Genomic DNA, 15,150 nt, shown 5'->3' with positions numbered 1-15,150 from the left:
ATATAACAAAGGTTAGGAAAAAGTGGCACATCACAGGAAGGGGAATGATTATGCTGCATACACTGGAGATTACTACAACGAAACGGGATGAATTACGGGATATTACTCGTGAAGTCATTTCTTTTGTGAAAAAAAGCGGGGTGCGTAGCGGGGTGATCGTAGTTTATTGTCCACATACCACCGCAGGAATTGCAATCAATGAGAATGCAGATCCTGATGTGAGGCATGATGTTCTGATGCGTTTGGATGAAATCTACCCTTGGGAGCATCCGAAGTATCGACATGCTGAAGGCAATACTGCCTCCCACCTTAAGTCTATTACATCCGGACCTTCCCAGAGCATAATCATCCATGATGGCGAACTATTACTTGGACGTTGGCAGGGTATTTATTTTTGTGAGTTTGATGGACCTAGACGTAGACAATGTTTCTTGAAAATTATTGAGGGATAAACGATGAATGGCCGCTTCCGTTATTGCTACGGAGCGGCCATTAAAATATAACTAGAATTAATTATTACTTTGACCAAGCAGAGAAGTAGCGTTATACCAATGCACAGCTTTAAAGTGTGAACTTATAAAAAAAACAGCATGTTAAAGGCTGCGACATAAAACCTTGATATGAGCTGATGCTGCCTCTTTTACATCCTCAAATGATACTTTATCTTGGATATAATAAGATATAAATCCGTGAGCGGATAAGAACAAGGTTAGCGGCACGTTCTGCCAATCCTCGGACACATATCCCTCTTCCTTCATATGACGGCGTACAATACTTGAGAATAAATCAAAACATCGTCCCTGCTCTGCCCTACAATAAGCCAGCAGCTCTTCATCACGAATCATGAACATAATTTCATACTGATAAGGATGATCTATTCCAAACCTTATAAACTCCATAATTAGCTGCTCTACTCGAGTCATACCCTCTTCAGGTGGCTTATTCATTACTTGACCAAGCAAAGTAGCCACATGATTAAAATCTTCGACAACAATGGCGTAGAACAATTCCGCCTTCTCTTTGAAATGATAATAGAGAGAGCCGTGGCTGTATCCCAAATGCTGACCGATGCTTCGCATTGAAATCGCTCGATACCCTTTGGTAATAAACAGATGCCTAGCGGCCTCTAATATTCTTTCCCTCGACAACTCCTGCTCCACTGCTCTCCTTGCCATATACCTAATCCCCTTCGCTGTAGTAAATCCGCCGCCCTTCTGTTACCAAGGCTTGCCCTTGGGTTAGATCTGTTATCCATGCCATAAATGCGTCTCCCTCATCATTTCGCGGTAAACATAACAACGTTACTTTATCGGTGAACAAAGTCTCGCCGGTCTGAATACCTCTTCCCCGAAGTTCGTTCTCAACCTTGCCTAGCCAAGTGTAATCAATTTCTACGAATACCTCTCGTCTTAGCACACGGGTGATTACTTCTCCTGCTTCAAGCGCAAGCACTGCCCCATCCGTATAAGCTCTAATCAGCCCTCCGGCACCCAGCATAATGCCTCCGAAATAACGGGTAACAACAATTGCGACATTTTTAACTCCCTGGTTGCGAATTACTTCCAAAATCGGTTTGCCGGCTGTTCCACTCGGCTCCCCGTCGTCCGATTGCCTCTGGATTTCGTCTCTCTCCCCAATCACATAAGCAGAACAGTTATGCGTTGCGTCCCGATGTTTCTTCTTGATGTCTTCGATAAACAACAATGCTTCTTCTTCATTCTCAACTGGCATAACATGACCAATGAAGCGAGATTTGCGGATTACGACTTCCTTAGAACCGGAAGAGCGCACCGTTCGATAATGTTCTAACATAATTATTCCAGTCCTTATATACATATGATGTCTTCATATAATGTCAGGAGCAGCCCCGGTATTGGATTACCTATGGACTGCTCCTGGTGACTTACACTAGTATGAATGGTCTCTAAATTACTGCTGCAATACTATTCTGTAAGTCTTGCTTCCAGCTCTGCCTTTTCTTTTTCGTAACCCGGTTTGCCAAGCAGCGCAAACATATTCTTCTTGTATGCTTCAACGCCTGGTTGGTCGAATGGGTTAACACCGAGCAGGTAACCGCTGATGCCGCAAGCTTTTTCAAAGAAGTAAACCAAATAACCAAATGTGTATGGTGTTTGATCAGGAATAGTAACGATAAGGTTAGGTACTTGACCATCTGTATGCGCAAGCATTGTACCTTGGAAAGCCTTCTTATTTACGAAATCCATAGTCTTTCCTGTTAAGAAGTTCAAGCCATCCAGATCATCTGGATCATTCTCAATGGTAACATGATGAGCCACTTGATCTACTTGGATTACCGTTTCAAAGATATTACGGTTACCTTCTTGTATAAATTGACCCATGGAGTGTAGATCCGTAGAGAAATCAACGGAAGAAGGATAAATTCCTTTGAAATCCTTACCTTCGCTCTCGCCAAACAATTGTTTCCACCACTCCGATACAAAGTGTAAGGAAGGCTCATAGTTAACGAGGATTTCAGTTGTCTTACCTTTGCGATACAGAGCATTACGAACTGCAGCATATTGATAAGCTTGGTTAGTAGCTACATCTGGATTATTGAACTCATCCGCAGCGGCAGCAGCACCTTGCATCATCTCTTCAATGTTAATACCTGCTACAGCGATTGGAAGCAAGCCTACAGGTGTCAATACGGAGTAACGTCCGCCTACATCGTCTGGAATGATGAAGGATTCATAACCTTCTTCAGTAGCCAATTTCTTAAGGGCACCTTTTTCCTTATCTGTAGTAGCGTAAATACGTTTGCGAGCTTCTTCCTTACCATATTTCTTCTCCAGAGCTGCGCGGAAAATGCGGAAAGCAATGGCTGGCTCAGTCGTAGTTCCTGATTTGGAGATTACGTTCACAGAGAAGTCTTTGCCTTCTACTAGATCAAGCAAATGCGTGATGTATGTAGAACTGATGTTATTACCAGCGAAATAAACTTCTGGAGTTTTGCGCTTATCTTTAGAAAGGTTATTGTAAAAAGAATGCGAGAGCGCTTCAATCGCTGCGCGTGCTCCCAGATAAGAACCACCAATACCAATTACAATCAGTACTTCGGAATCGCTCTGGATCTTCTTTGCGGCTTGCTGAATGCGTGCGAATTCTTCCTTATCATAAGCTGATGGAAGATCAATCCATCCAAGATAGTCGGAACCTACACCAGTCTTATTATGCAACTGTTCGTGCGCTAACTTAACTGGAGCGGCAAGGTTGTCAATTTCTTGTTGATTGAAGAAAGTAAGGGCTTTGGTGTAGTCAAAATTAATCTTCTTAGACATCGGTAATGGAAACCTCCTGTTTATCTCTTTAAATTTGAAACCGCTTGTTACAACTTTATAATTAGGATACTTTAATTTGCCTTGACTGGCAAGGTCTTAGGGCACATCCCGGGCTTTAGAACCAAGTTTTCGAAAGTTTCATGGAAGCGTTTCCCGCATCATTAGGCATGGCTGAGCTGTGGTGCTAGCCTAAGTGCCGTGATAGAATGAAGAAAACGGAAGGTGGCTATACAAATGAAACAAATCGGTTTTATCGGACTTGGAACAATGGGAGCGCCAATGGCTTCCAACTTGCTTCGTGGCGGCTTTCAGGTGACGGTGTACAACCGTACAGCAGCTAAATGTAAACCTCTTGAAGCAGAAGGTGCCCAGACTGCCCTTACGCCACGTGCCGCCGCTGAAGGTAAGGATGTTATTATTACCATGATCAGTAATGATGATTCGGTTCGTGAAGTGTTTTATGGTCAGGATGGTATTCTTGATGCACTTAAGCCAGGCGGCTTAATTATTGATTCCAGCACAATTTCTCCAGGACTAGTTCACGAAATTGCCACTGCTGTAGAAGCTCGAGGTGGACATTTCCTTGACGCGCCAGTGACCGGAAGCAAGCCGGCAGCTATTGAAGGAACCTTGGTGTTCATGGTTGGCGGCAGTGCTGAAGTTATAGAACAGCATCGCGATATCTTCGATACTTTGGGCAAAAAGCTGATACATATGGGTGAGAACGGCAGTGGTGCTGTAGCCAAGCTGGCTCATAATGCTATGGTCGGCATTCACAACATTGCCCTGGCTGAAGGATTCGCTATCGCTGTAAAATCAGGTGTTCCAGCTGACAAGTTCCTTGAACTAGTGCAGCTTGGTTCTGCGGGTAGCAAACAAGCAGAGCTTAAAGGCCGTAAAATCATAGAAAATGATTTCAGCAATCAGTTCTCCCTTGCATTAATGTTAAAGGATTTGAAGTTAGCCTCCGCCCACAGCGATTTCACAGGCGTCCCTTCTCCAATGCTGGGACTAGCTAAAAGCATGTTTCAAGCTGGGTTTACCCAAGGCTATGGCGACGAAGACCTCTCCGCTGTAGTGAAATGCTATGAAGAGTGGATCGGACAAAAAATGGGTTCTACTGTATCCGAATAACATTTCACTTACTCATGACCGTTTCTCACATGACTTCCAATGTGAGAGGCGGTCTTTTTTAACTAATTAATTACTTATGTAGTTAAAATACACGAACGTTTGTTTGCATTAATAATACTAAATTATTCTTTGTAGTGCAAGAAAAAAAAGAAAAAGCCCTGCTTTTCAGCAGAGCTTTCTAGTTATCTCTTTATAGAACCGGGTAAGAACAGCAATAATCAGTTACTTCAAATACTTCCAACGCAAATTTTGAGTTGCCAGGGACATTGAACGTTGCTGCTCCCTTAATCTCCTGCCATACCTCAGTGCCGGGAAGCAGCACTTTAAGATCGCCGGACAGAATCTCCATAATTTCAGGACCATCCGTACCAAATTCATATACACCAGGCAACATGATACCAAGTGTGACCTTAGTTCCATCCTGCAAAATTACCGTACGGCTTGTTACTTGTCCGCCATAATATACATTGGCTGCTTTTTCAATCGTTGCGTTGTTAAACTGACTCATTACTTGTTCTCCCCCTAATGATTATTCAGTTAATTACAGAAGTGCTTTCACACGGCTAACTACATTTTCAACAGTAAAGCCGTATTCTTTCATTACTCTGTCTCCAGGTGCGGAAGCTCCGAAAGTAGTGATACCGAGGATATCGCCTTGGTCACCAGTGTAACGTTCCCAGCCAAAGGTTTGTGCCATTTCGATTGCAAGACGAGCCTTAACTCCTGGAAGAATTACGGAATCACGGTATTCTTTATCTTGTTTTTCGAACAGATCCCAGCTTGGCAAGCTGATTACACGAACATCGATACCTTCTTCAGCCAAAGCAGCTTGTGCTTTAACAGCCAATTGTACCTCAGAACCAGTAGCGATCAGTTGTGCTTGTGGAGTGCCATTCTTGGAATCAGAAACAACATAACCACCACGTTTGATGTTTTCACGAACGCCATCAACTGTTCCAGCAAGAATTGGCAAGTTTTGACGAGTCAGAACCAAAGCAACTGGATTCTCTTTGTTTTCCATAGCATAAGCCCATGCTGCAGAAGTTTCGTTAGCATCAGCCGGACGAATAACAGTCAGACCTGGGATGATACGCAGGGAAGCCAATTGTTCGATTGGTTCATGCGTAGGACCATCTTCACCAACTGCAATACTGTCATGTGTCAGTACATAGGTTACTGGCAATTTCATGATCGAAGCCAAACGGATGGCTGGACGCAGGTAGTCTGTGAACACGAAGAATGTTCCTCCGAATACTTTAAGACCTGTGTGCAGTGCAATACCGTTCATTGCAGCAGCCATACCAAACTCACGTACGCCGAAGTAGATGTTGCGGCCATCATAAGATTCTGGTGTGAACGATGTCAAACCATTCAAATGCGTCATAGTGGAGCTTTCCAAGTCAGCAGAACCGCCCACAAGCTGAGGAACACCAGCAGTCAGACCGTTAAGCGCACTACCGGAAGCAACACGAGTCGATACTGCTTTATCTTCAGTAGTGTAAGTTGGAAGGTTAGCATCCCAGCCTTCTGGAAGATCGCCGTTGATTACTGTTTCGAACTGTGCAGCAAGCTCTGGATATGCTTTTTTGTAAGCTGCGAATTTGTCATCCCAAGCTTTATTAGCTGCGATTCCGTTTTTCTTCACTTCTGCAAAATGAGCACGCACTTCGTCAGGTACATAGAAATCTTCTTCGTATACCCATTTGTAGAAATCTTTGGTCAGCTTAGCTTCTTCTGCTCCAAGTGGGGAACCGTGAGTACCGCCATGGCCGCCTTTACCTTGTTTGTTAGGGCTACCATAACCAATTACAGTTTTCACTTCGATCAAAGTCGGTTTGCTAGTCTCAGCTTGAGCTTCAGCAATCGCTTTGGCAATAGCCGGAAGATCATTTCCGTCTTCAACGCGAAGTACTTGCCAACCATAAGCATCAAAACGTTGAGCCACGTTCTCGGAGAAGGAAAGGTTCAATTTACCATCAAGGGAAATATCATTTGAATCATACAATACAACCAATTTACCTAGTTTCAAATGACCAGCGAGTGAAGCGGACTCGGAAGAGATCCCTTCCATCAGGTCACCATCACCACAAATAGCGTAAGTATAGTGGTCAACCACTTTATGTTCATCTTTGTTGTAGGTAGCTCCCAATTGAGCTTCAGCCATAGCCATACCAACAGCCATACCAATACCTTGTCCAAGTGGACCTGTTGTTGCATCGACACCAGCGGTGTGACCTACTTCTGGGTGACCCGGAGTCAAGCTGCCCCATTGACGGAAATTTTTCAATTCTTCCATAGGAAGATCATAACCACTAAGGTGCAACAAGCTGTACAGAAGCATAGAACCATGTCCTGCGGACAATACAAAACGGTCACGGTTTACCCATGTTGGATGATCAGGGTTGTGTTTCATTGTTTTTGCAAACAATTGGTAGCCCATTGGTGCAGAACCCATTGGCATACCTGGGTGGCCGGAGTTTGCTTTTTCAATGGCGTCAATCGCCAAAGTACGAATCGTTGTAATGGACAGGTTATCTACAGTTGAGTTTTCTTCCTTTTGAATCGCTTGTTCTTGTTCACTCATTTAATAGTTCCTCCTCTGAAATCTCAAGAATGTCATTTTGACTCTTATTGTATCATTAGTGTGGAAGCAATTCCAATTGTTTTTAAAAACTCTTTATTTGAACAGCTTATCTTTTGCAATATCGACGTATTTATATACACACAAGAACTATGAGACAAGCCAGAATTGCACTAGTCTATGGTCTAGTTTTTAATTGCGACTAAAGATTGTTTTACAATGCTCAAATATACAGTAAGATGGAGTTAGTTAAGCATAATTTTCATTCATTACCCAACATTTCCTAGTGGAAAGGAACTTTGAACATGAGTTCGAATAAGGACATCTTTATTGTGCTTACCGGTACAGGTACGGCCTTTAGTGGTTTTATTAAGTGGTTTACAAAAGCCGATCTGAATCATGCTTCGATCGCCTTTGACTGTGAACTGCGGGAGGTATACAGCTTCGGAAGAAAAAAAATGCACAATCCATTTGTGGCAGGACTAATCCAGGAGAACTTTATCGACCCTTTTTATAGCAGTGCTAATTGTTCCATCTATCAGTTGCGTGTTAGCGCTGAGGAATACGATACGATGTACAATCACGTCCAAGGGATGATGCAAAATCAGGAGCGTTATAAATACCATCTTTTAGGATTAATCGGTGTGCTTCTGAATATTAAAATCGATAGAGAAAATGCTTATTTTTGTTCCCATTTCGTTGCCTCTTTATTTGAAGAAACTGCAGTTCAGCCTGTGAATAAGCCTTCCTGCTTCGTTACACCGGAAGATTTCGCGCTTTCACTCTGTGCACATAAGATTTTTACTGGCAAGCTATCCTATTATTTACGTAGAGCTCAGAGAGCCTCTGCGCGCCCATCCTCTTTACCATTACATACTACTTCGGTTGCCGCACGAATGATGCGAATGAATGAAGACCGGACTGAAGGGGTCGTATAAAAGGTTCTATGCTTGTGAAAAAGGACTAAGCGGATTTAAATCCGCTTAGTCCTTTTTCATTAACCATCAAATAACAAATTGGACCATGTACTGTTTGCACATAAGCTCAAAGCCGATGGATTGATATAGAGATATTGCGCCTACATTTTCCTCAAGGACATTCAAATACACGTTAGAGGTAACCCTTCCCCCCGCTCGGGTGAGCTCGGCACAGATCTTTTTCCCGTAGCCTTGCCTTCTCCATCTTACATCCGTTCCGATGTTCCCCAATTCAACGTAATCTTCGCTATAAATATGGTATCCACCTACCGCAATCAGCTCATGTTGTTCCATCACACCATAGAACGGATACTGTAATTCTTCTTTTGAGAACGCCATTGTATCTAAATCGGCCATTTTCGACTCAATGAGTTCAAAATAAGGGGGACCCAAATGTAAAACGCTTGTATCCACCGGTGGTAACGCTTCTTGATGGATATGCTTCATTAGAAGCAGTTTTTTGGGTGACTTAACAAGTTCAAGCTGTGAAGCGAGTACAGCCATAACTTCTTCATTCACGATTACATTACCGACAGCATTGTCAGGTAAACTCAATTGATCTTTCATAAATGCAAGCACGGACCGGAGACAGAATGACTTCTCCACAGGGAATACGGAAAAAGCATAGAATGGAAGCCCTCTTAAAAAGGCCAATACGCCGAGCAATTCTCCCTGGTCAGTAAAATGTCCATAGTGTACCGAATTATGCTTACGAGCTGTAAGGTATGAATAGTATAAAAAATGCTGTTCCCTATTAATCGAATTCAAGATTGATTTCAATTCCGCTGGTGTTAACTCTCGAATCATATCTCCTACCCCTATCAATGTTTGATGCGTGCTTCAACATTAACATGATACCGTGAAGTTACGCAAAAAAGAGATGGGGTAGGCAATATAAGCTCTTATTCTACTTAATTCGATGACTCTGGAAATACTCCGACCAATCCGATGATATAACGACTATAACTGTATCCGTTTTGGTGTTGTACGCATTTTGAGCCGTAAAGGTAAAAGTGCTTTTTTTTGCTCCACCTGTGAAATTCCCGTGATGACACTAGAAGGTATACCCTTCTCTGGACAAAATCTAGAACCCTCCTAACGATAATCAAAAAGAGACTTGCGAAGAAATAGTTGCATTTTAATAGTTCCCCGCGCTGTAATGCCAAACCTTCCATCCCTTAAAAACGATTTTGAAAACAACAAAAAGCAACTTGGCGTAAATACCCAAGTTGCTGGTAATTTTTTTACCTGTAAAGATTTAGAGAGCTATTAGATTATATCGTTCCGGTAAAAGCACTCAGATTCATACCATAGGCTCCCAACGGAAAATAACCTTTTATTTAAACACTACGGTCTTATTTTGATGGACGAGGATCCGGTCTTCGATATGCCACTTCACCGCACGAGCCAGAACAACCCGCTCAATGGTGCGTCCAATCCGCTTCAGTTCGATGACATCATCACCGTGACTAACCCGCTGTACATCCTGTTCAATAATCGGGCCACCGTCAAGCTCTTCTGTAACATAGTGAGCAGTTGCTCCGATAATCTTTACCCCGCGTTGGTACGCTTGAGCGTATGGATTACCGCCAATAAAGGCCGGCAGGAAGGAGTGATGAATATTGATAATTTGGTGGCGATAGTGCTCAATAAACGACGGTGAGATAATCTGCATATACCGAGCCAGAATTATAACATCAATATCGTCTCCGATGACCTCAAGCTGACGTTTTTCCGCCTCAGCCTTAGTATCCGCTGTAACTGGAATATGGTGAAAAGGAATGCCGAAGGACTCGACATACGATTTCATATCTAAATGGTTACTAACGACGAGCGCAATGTCGGCTTCTAGATCGCCTGCTTGCCACTGCCAGAGCAGTTCCACAAGACAATGATCTTCTTTAGAGACAAAAATGGCTAATCTTTTCTTATGACGAACATTGAATATTTTCCAGTTCATCTTGAAACGTTCAGCCACCCCGCCGAACAAAGAACGGATCTCTTCCAGACGATCTCCTAATTCGGGAAGGTCAAACTCAACTCTCATGAAGAACATTCCGCCATCTGGATCCATTGTGTACTGATCCGATTGCACAATATTCGCGCCATGCTGATACAGAAAGTGTGATACAGCCGCCACGATTCCCGGTCCGTCAGGACAAGAAATGAGCATACGCGCCCGGTTGGAATAAGACTCAACACCTGACGAATTGTTTCTTTTTACGTGTAATTCCATGATCCTCATCCCATCCTCTCATCTGCATGTGCAATCTGAAGTCTAACTTATGCGTGAACGAGCACTTACTTGCCTGCTAACCATGCAATCAAGCGATGATTAATGGCTTCCTCGCTCAATTGCGGGAACAGCTCGGCAGCGATGACTTCATCATATAGACGCTCCAGCGGTTCACGTGGATCAGCTTTTTTAGCCTTGGCATCGTTCTTCAGCATCTCCCAGACATTAAGCACAAATTGACGGGAATCGATCTCCTTATTAGCAAAAAACTCACGCAGTTTTTCAACATCCTCTATAAACTCCGGTCCAAATCGTTCCGCTACGTTACCACGGAGCAAAGCAATTTCTACCTCATACATCGGACGCTGTTTCTTCGCATCTTTACCAACCCATGGCGTCTCAAGAATGAATGGCAGACCTGTCAATTTCTCATGATGGACGATTTTGTTAATCGTATCAAAACCGATCCAACCTGAACCAATTGGAGTGTGACGGTCTTTACCTGCTCCACATGGATTTTTGCTGTCATTGATATGGATAACCCCAAGACGATTCAAGCCGATAATCTCATCAAACTTGTTTAGAACGCCATCCAAATCATTTACGATATCATAGCCAGCATCATGAATGTGACAAGTATCAAGACATACGGACAAACGCTCGTTATGTTCAACCTTATCAATAATAGAAGCAATCTCCTCGAAGCTACGCCCAATCTCCGTTCCCTTACCAGCCATAGTTTCTAGGGCGATATGAACTTCCGTTTCATTGGTTCCCCCAAGTACCTCATTAAGGCCATCTGCAATCCGCTGGATACCGTACTCAGCATCCTTATCAGTAAATGCACCTGGATGTAATACGATATGCTTGACCTCAAGCGCATGCGTACGGCGGATTTCCTCTTGTAAGAAATCAACGGCCAACTGATACGTATTCTCTTTATAGGAAGCGAGATTAATAATGTAAGGTGCGTGAACGACAATCTCCTCCACACCATTTTCTTTCATTGCTTGCTTTCCTTCAACGGGATACATGGCATCAATCGGCTTGCGGCGCGTGTTCTGTGGCGCTCCTGTATATATCATAAATGAGCTGGAACCATACTCATTTGCTTCATTTGCTGCGGTCAAAAGACCCTTGTCCGAGCAAGATACGTGTGAACCTATTTTCAGCATACTTCTTCCCTCTTTCCTTCACGAATTATCCCCTATTCTACCGTGATCAGAAAAATAAATCTAGACAAGGTCAATATGCTGGGTTCTGCTTCGCAAAACTTTGGAAATAAGCTATACTTTTATAAGAGATTAAATTATGTGAGAATACTCATTGCCAAAAGGTGGTGTATGCATGTCTATCCAATCAGGACTTGGTTTATTATCCGCAACACCGAGCAATTGGTTCATGAACTCTATCGCTTTCTGGACATTTATGCTGCTGGGTTCCATGTGTATCGGCGGTTTTTTTATGTTCCGGAAATTCCTAAAGGTATTGCCGAAAGCTGATGGAAAATCAAAGCTGGACTGGCAAAATTACTGGGTAGAACGCAGCCGTTCACTCTGGAGTGATGAATCAAAGGCTTTTTTAGACCAGCTTGTTCAACCTGTCCCTAGTCCTTTTCGCGATATCGCCAAACATTCTATTGCTGCCGAGATCGGGAAGATCGCTGTGGAAAGTAATGCAAAAGAGGTTACTCGTGATCACTGCATTAAAGGTTACATAGTTGCCACACCCCGGCGTGACAATCGTTTCCTCGTCAATTTTCTTGAAAAGAACAAAATCGACTACTCTGCTTACCAGCATTTGTTCAAGTGATTGATAATTAGATGTTGCGTTCAGAACGGAGGCCAACCTTATGAAATATGTGATATGTGGCGGCACCGGTTTTATTGGCAGCGAACTAACAAAATACTGGCTGCGAGCAGGCAATGAAGTTGCAATCGTCGGTCGCAATCTACCTAAGGCTGCACCTTATCATCCTAAGCTGAGTTACCACACATGGGACAGCCTTAACAATGATCAAGTGCCTATAGAAAATGCGGATGCCTTGGTCAATCTTGCTGGTGCTTCTCTTAGCCAGCGTTGGAGTCCAAGTGGTAAAAAGGCAATCATGCAATCCCGTCTTGCAACCGTTTCCGCTGCTGCTAAGCTACTCGACCGTTTGAAGCACAAACCGTCTGTAGTCATTCAGGCGTCCGCTGTGGCTATTTACGGAACTTCTCTACAAGATACCTTTGGTGAATCATCGCCAGCCCATGTTATGGACTTCCCTTCTGAAGTGGTTAAGACATGGGAAGAGGCTACTGATGAAGCATACACAGATATCCGTCTGATCAAGTTGCGTACCGGTGTTGTACTTGGCAATGAAAGTGGCGCTTTCCCAAAAATGAAGCTGCCTTACTTACTGGGATTTGGCGGTAACATCGGCGCGGGGAACCAGTGGATTTCCTGGATACACCTGACGGATATCGTTCGTCTGATCGATTTTTGCATTCAGAATCCCGAAATAGCCGGACCAGTTAATGCGACTGCTCCACACCCGGTTACGAACGAAGAATTTGGGAGAACGATTGGCAAAGTGTATAAACGACCACATTGGTTTCCACTACCTGCCTTTCTACTGCGAATATCGGTAGGCGAATTATCTGAAATAATGCTAAATGGTCAGCGTGTCCTTCCTTCTAGGATGCTTAACCACGGATTTACATTCACCTTTCCAACTCTTCAAGTTGCCCTAGAACAACTTGAAACTTATAGCGGAGGCGACTAATGATCGAGTTCTCTATCATTATTCTGATGGGATCGTTTGATTTTCAAATAACATTTCATCCTTTCATCACTTAAAAAAGCACGTGGTATAAAGGTTTGAGCTTCCTTTATACCACGTGCTTTTAATTTAACTCAATTATTAAAATAACTAGGTAAAGATAACTACTAATACTACTGGAATTGCAAATACAGTAATAACTATTAAATACTTAACTACCACCCTAAAGTAGTAACTTGATTTCAACTTTTCACTGCCCTCAAGTTTCCTGTCTATCATTAATTTAAAATGATCTATATTACTATGATTATCAGATAATGCAATAATCTCATTGTACTTTTGTTCAAGAGCATGAAATTCACTATTAACTTCTTTTTGGCTCTTAAATTGAATATTCCTCAACAGATTTCTCACGTCACTTTCCAATGCATCGAGTTTAAGATAAGACTCTCTGTATTGAAGCGCTTTTCCTTTATAACCTAGTGAAGACAATAGTAATGTAGCTCCAAATAAACCAACTGAAGCAATCACTGACATTAAAGTAACATTCTTCGCTTGGGTACTAGTTGGGTCAAGGATTAAAGCCCATATTGAAAAAGCCAATACCACAAATGTATAGTAATTTGTTATTAAGGTAGAGATTAAATCATTCCGATTCATACGTGACTCTGCTTCCATGCGCGTTTTTTTTGTTTTCCATATTCGATCACCAGCTAGGTATTCTATTTCCTCAACAATTGTCTTTGCCATATCCCCCTGCTCCTCTATGAAAAAGACTGCACGTCTTGTTCAAGTTCTTTTACTGCAATATATAACTTTCCTTTAAACATTTTCAAAATTTGTTCGTCTGTAAGAGAATCAATCGTTTCTTTTTTAAATTTATAAACATTAATCAGAACGCGTCGTTGTTCTGAAGGCGGAATATTCTCGGTTCTTGGTATATATTGAGATTTAGCTCTTTTTTTAACTATTTCAAAATACGCCCTTACAAATTTTTTAATATTATTTTGTAATGCAGGATTCACCTTGAAAGTCTTACACATTTCACTTACGAACCAATCAAGATGATACAGAATTGGTACATCATCAATTTGAGAATAGAAAAATAACCATCCATACTTATTTTTTTCTAGAATAAAACCTGTAATTCGTAAGTTGATTTTCCATAAGAATATTTCACTATTATTTGTATTTTTATATTCACAAAATATCTTAATTAATGAACCTTCCAATTTCTTAATACTTTTCTCTTTAACAGTAAAGCCATAAATTGATTTGTCTTTATTCAGAGATGTGTATTTATATCCAAGATAATCAAAGCCCTTTGAGATATCACCTTCATCTTTTTTGTCATTCAATGAAAGGAATAGTTTATCGCAAAGGTCTCTTTTTATTGAATTAAAAATCCTATTTTTCCCTTTCTTATCACAAAGAATCAATATATCATCTACATATCTAAAATATCTTATATTTTGTTTGTTAGAAAATTTTTTGTCGACGTCTAATAAAAAGATGTTTGCTAAAATATTTGATATTGAGATGCCTTGAGGAACTCCCCTTATATTTAAGGTATCATTTTTCTTAGTCCCTAAGGGAATGGTGGGATTCTGAATTGCTTTTTTAATAAGATCTACAATTTCAATTTTCTTTATTTTCTTCGATACATTTTTTAATAATATATTATGATCAATATTGTCATAAAAACCTTTAATATCAATTTTAATGAAGTAATTATAATTATTAGAATTAATCTCTTTTTTTACATTATCCACTATGTTTTGAGTTAATTCATTTTTTATTTGATTGGAGAATGCTGATGTTAAAATTTCATTTAATACACCAATAGTTACTTTGTCTCTTATGGAAGGAATAGAAATAACACGAGGGAATTTATCCCTTCCTTTAGAGATTAATTTTTCTTTATATGGAATGAATCTATAAGAACCATTAGTAACTTTTCTACCAATTATCTTTAGATTTTCTTCGATTTTATTTTCAAAGATGGTTCGAGAAACGCGATCAATACCAGGAGAGGCTTTATGTGAGATTTTCGTATTATAAAAACGCAATAAATTATCTTCTTTATATTTATCTTTAAATTGGAGTGATGCGTTCATAAGTACTAATACACCTACTTTATCTTACTTTGTAGAAAGTCC

General features: G+C 41.3%; 15 protein-coding genes. 5 read left to right on the top strand and 10 right to left on the bottom strand.

Going from position 1 to position 15,150, the window contains the following annotated elements; translation table 11 throughout:
• Window positions 1–50 precede the first annotated feature (50 nt).
• Window positions 51–452 carry a secondary thiamine-phosphate synthase enzyme YjbQ gene (locus tag MHI27_RS06150; protein WP_405175831.1) on the top strand — a complete coding sequence of 134 codons (402 nt, stop codon included), beginning with the start codon at window positions 51–53 and terminating at the stop codon, window positions 450–452.
• A 141-nt stretch (window positions 453–593) separates the two neighbouring features.
• Here the strand turns inward: MHI27_RS06150 and MHI27_RS06145 are convergent, their stop codons facing one another.
• The 3 genes from MHI27_RS06145 to MHI27_RS06135 all read right to left on the bottom strand — a co-directional run bounded on the left by MHI27_RS06145 (window position 594) and on the right by MHI27_RS06135 (window position 3,299).
• On the bottom strand, window positions 594–1,175 hold the full coding sequence (locus MHI27_RS06145; protein WP_076284085.1) for a TetR/AcrR family transcriptional regulator: 582 nt from the start codon (window positions 1,173–1,175) through the stop codon (window positions 594–596).
• A gap of 4 nt (window positions 1,176–1,179) precedes the next feature.
• The gene (locus tag MHI27_RS06140; protein WP_042185585.1) at window positions 1,180–1,812 is read right to left on the bottom strand and encodes a YigZ family protein; all 633 of its coding nucleotides are present in this window, start codon (window positions 1,810–1,812) and stop codon (window positions 1,180–1,182) included.
• Window positions 1,813–1,943: 131 nt separating this feature from the next.
• Window positions 1,944–3,299 (bottom strand): glucose-6-phosphate isomerase, encoded by a 1,356-nt coding sequence (locus tag MHI27_RS06135; RefSeq protein ID WP_042185583.1) that lies wholly within the window; start codon window positions 3,297–3,299, stop codon window positions 1,944–1,946.
• A gap of 234 nt (window positions 3,300–3,533) precedes the next feature.
• Between MHI27_RS06135 and MHI27_RS06130 the strand changes: the two genes are divergently transcribed.
• A complete protein-coding gene (locus tag MHI27_RS06130) occupies window positions 3,534–4,433 on the top strand; it encodes an NAD(P)-dependent oxidoreductase (RefSeq protein ID WP_042185580.1) in 900 nt (299 codons plus the stop codon).
• A 190-nt stretch (window positions 4,434–4,623) separates the two neighbouring features.
• On the opposite strand, the gene MHI27_RS06125 is transcribed toward MHI27_RS06130, so the two are convergent.
• Both MHI27_RS06125 and tkt read right to left on the bottom strand, forming a co-directional pair.
• The gene (locus MHI27_RS06125; RefSeq protein ID WP_042185578.1) at window positions 4,624–4,941 is read right to left on the bottom strand and encodes a pyrimidine/purine nucleoside phosphorylase; all 318 of its coding nucleotides are present in this window, start codon (window positions 4,939–4,941) and stop codon (window positions 4,624–4,626) included.
• A gap of 33 nt (window positions 4,942–4,974) precedes the next feature.
• Window positions 4,975–7,017, bottom strand: coding sequence for a transketolase (gene tkt, locus MHI27_RS06120; RefSeq protein WP_042185576.1), 2,043 nt, complete (start codon window positions 7,015–7,017; stop codon window positions 4,975–4,977).
• Window positions 7,018–7,319: 302 nt separating this feature from the next.
• Between tkt and MHI27_RS06115 the strand changes: the two genes are divergently transcribed.
• Window positions 7,320–7,952: a hypothetical protein gene (locus MHI27_RS06115; RefSeq protein ID WP_042124922.1), complete on the top strand. Its 633-nt coding sequence runs from the start codon at window positions 7,320–7,322 to the stop codon at window positions 7,950–7,952.
• 66 nt (window positions 7,953–8,018) lie between these two features.
• Here MHI27_RS06115 and MHI27_RS06110 read toward each other — a convergent pair whose 3' ends face one another.
• The 3 genes from MHI27_RS06110 to MHI27_RS06100 all read right to left on the bottom strand — a co-directional run bounded on the left by MHI27_RS06110 (window position 8,019) and on the right by MHI27_RS06100 (window position 11,402).
• Window positions 8,019–8,798 (bottom strand): GNAT family N-acetyltransferase, encoded by a 780-nt coding sequence (locus MHI27_RS06110; protein WP_405175830.1) that lies wholly within the window; start codon window positions 8,796–8,798, stop codon window positions 8,019–8,021.
• Between the two features lie 529 nt (window positions 8,799–9,327).
• On the bottom strand, window positions 9,328–10,227 hold the full coding sequence (purU, locus tag MHI27_RS06105) for a formyltetrahydrofolate deformylase (RefSeq protein ID WP_042193405.1): 900 nt from the start codon (window positions 10,225–10,227) through the stop codon (window positions 9,328–9,330).
• A 65-nt stretch (window positions 10,228–10,292) separates the two neighbouring features.
• Window positions 10,293–11,402, bottom strand: a complete 1,110-nt coding sequence (locus tag MHI27_RS06100) for a deoxyribonuclease IV (protein ID WP_076284067.1) — start codon at window positions 11,400–11,402, stop codon at window positions 10,293–10,295.
• Between the two features lie 172 nt (window positions 11,403–11,574).
• Between MHI27_RS06100 and MHI27_RS06095 the strand changes: the two genes are divergently transcribed.
• Window positions 11,575–12,039 carry a DUF2621 domain-containing protein gene (locus MHI27_RS06095; RefSeq protein WP_042124904.1) on the top strand — a complete coding sequence of 155 codons (465 nt, stop codon included), beginning with the start codon at window positions 11,575–11,577 and terminating at the stop codon, window positions 12,037–12,039.
• 40 nt (window positions 12,040–12,079) lie between these two features.
• The gene (locus MHI27_RS06090; RefSeq protein WP_405175829.1) at window positions 12,080–12,994 is read left to right on the top strand and encodes a TIGR01777 family oxidoreductase; all 915 of its coding nucleotides are present in this window, start codon (window positions 12,080–12,082) and stop codon (window positions 12,992–12,994) included.
• 147 nt (window positions 12,995–13,141) lie between these two features.
• On the opposite strand, the gene MHI27_RS06085 is transcribed toward MHI27_RS06090, so the two are convergent.
• Window positions 13,142–13,741 (bottom strand): SLATT domain-containing protein, encoded by a 600-nt coding sequence (locus MHI27_RS06085; RefSeq protein ID WP_405175828.1) that lies wholly within the window; start codon window positions 13,739–13,741, stop codon window positions 13,142–13,144.
• 14 nt (window positions 13,742–13,755) lie between these two features.
• The gene (locus MHI27_RS06080; RefSeq protein ID WP_405175827.1) at window positions 13,756–15,108 is read right to left on the bottom strand and encodes a reverse transcriptase domain-containing protein; all 1,353 of its coding nucleotides are present in this window, start codon (window positions 15,106–15,108) and stop codon (window positions 13,756–13,758) included.
• Between the last annotated feature and the right edge of the window lie 42 nt (window positions 15,109–15,150).

The organism is Paenibacillus sp. FSL H8-0261 (assembly GCF_045040645.1).
GTDB lineage: Bacteria > Bacillota > Bacilli > Paenibacillales > Paenibacillaceae > Paenibacillus_AQ.
Note: the sequence above shows the minus strand (reverse complement) of the source record. Positions and strands in the feature narration are given on the sequence as shown.

Coding starts and splice junctions, on each gene's coding strand:
- MHI27_RS06115 (WP_042124922.1), top strand. CDS start 7,320: ATGAGTTCGAATAAGGACATCTTTATTGTGCTTACCGGTACAGGTACG.
- MHI27_RS06080 (WP_405175827.1), bottom strand. CDS start 15,108: ATGAACGCATCACTCCAATTTAAAGATAAATATAAAGAAGATAATTTA.
- MHI27_RS06140 (WP_042185585.1), bottom strand. CDS start 1,812: ATGTTAGAACATTATCGAACGGTGCGCTCTTCCGGTTCTAAGGAAGTC.
- tkt (WP_042185576.1), bottom strand. CDS start 7,017: ATGAGTGAACAAGAACAAGCGATTCAAAAGGAAGAAAACTCAACTGTA.
- MHI27_RS06090 (WP_405175829.1), top strand. CDS start 12,080: ATGAAATATGTGATATGTGGCGGCACCGGTTTTATTGGCAGCGAACTA.
- purU (WP_042193405.1), bottom strand. CDS start 10,227: ATGGAATTACACGTAAAAAGAAACAATTCGTCAGGTGTTGAGTCTTAT.
- MHI27_RS06125 (WP_042185578.1), bottom strand. CDS start 4,941: ATGAGTCAGTTTAACAACGCAACGATTGAAAAAGCAGCCAATGTATAT.
- MHI27_RS06135 (WP_042185583.1), bottom strand. CDS start 3,299: ATGTCTAAGAAGATTAATTTTGACTACACCAAAGCCCTTACTTTCTTC.
- MHI27_RS06085 (WP_405175828.1), bottom strand. CDS start 13,741: ATGGCAAAGACAATTGTTGAGGAAATAGAATACCTAGCTGGTGATCGA.
- MHI27_RS06110 (WP_405175830.1), bottom strand. CDS start 8,798: ATGATTCGAGAGTTAACACCAGCGGAATTGAAATCAATCTTGAATTCG.
- MHI27_RS06100 (WP_076284067.1), bottom strand. CDS start 11,402: ATGCTGAAAATAGGTTCACACGTATCTTGCTCGGACAAGGGTCTTTTG.
- MHI27_RS06145 (WP_076284085.1), bottom strand. CDS start 1,175: ATGGCAAGGAGAGCAGTGGAGCAGGAGTTGTCGAGGGAAAGAATATTA.
- MHI27_RS06150 (WP_405175831.1), top strand. CDS start 51: ATGCTGCATACACTGGAGATTACTACAACGAAACGGGATGAATTACGG.
- MHI27_RS06130 (WP_042185580.1), top strand. CDS start 3,534: ATGAAACAAATCGGTTTTATCGGACTTGGAACAATGGGAGCGCCAATG.
- MHI27_RS06095 (WP_042124904.1), top strand. CDS start 11,575: ATGTCTATCCAATCAGGACTTGGTTTATTATCCGCAACACCGAGCAAT.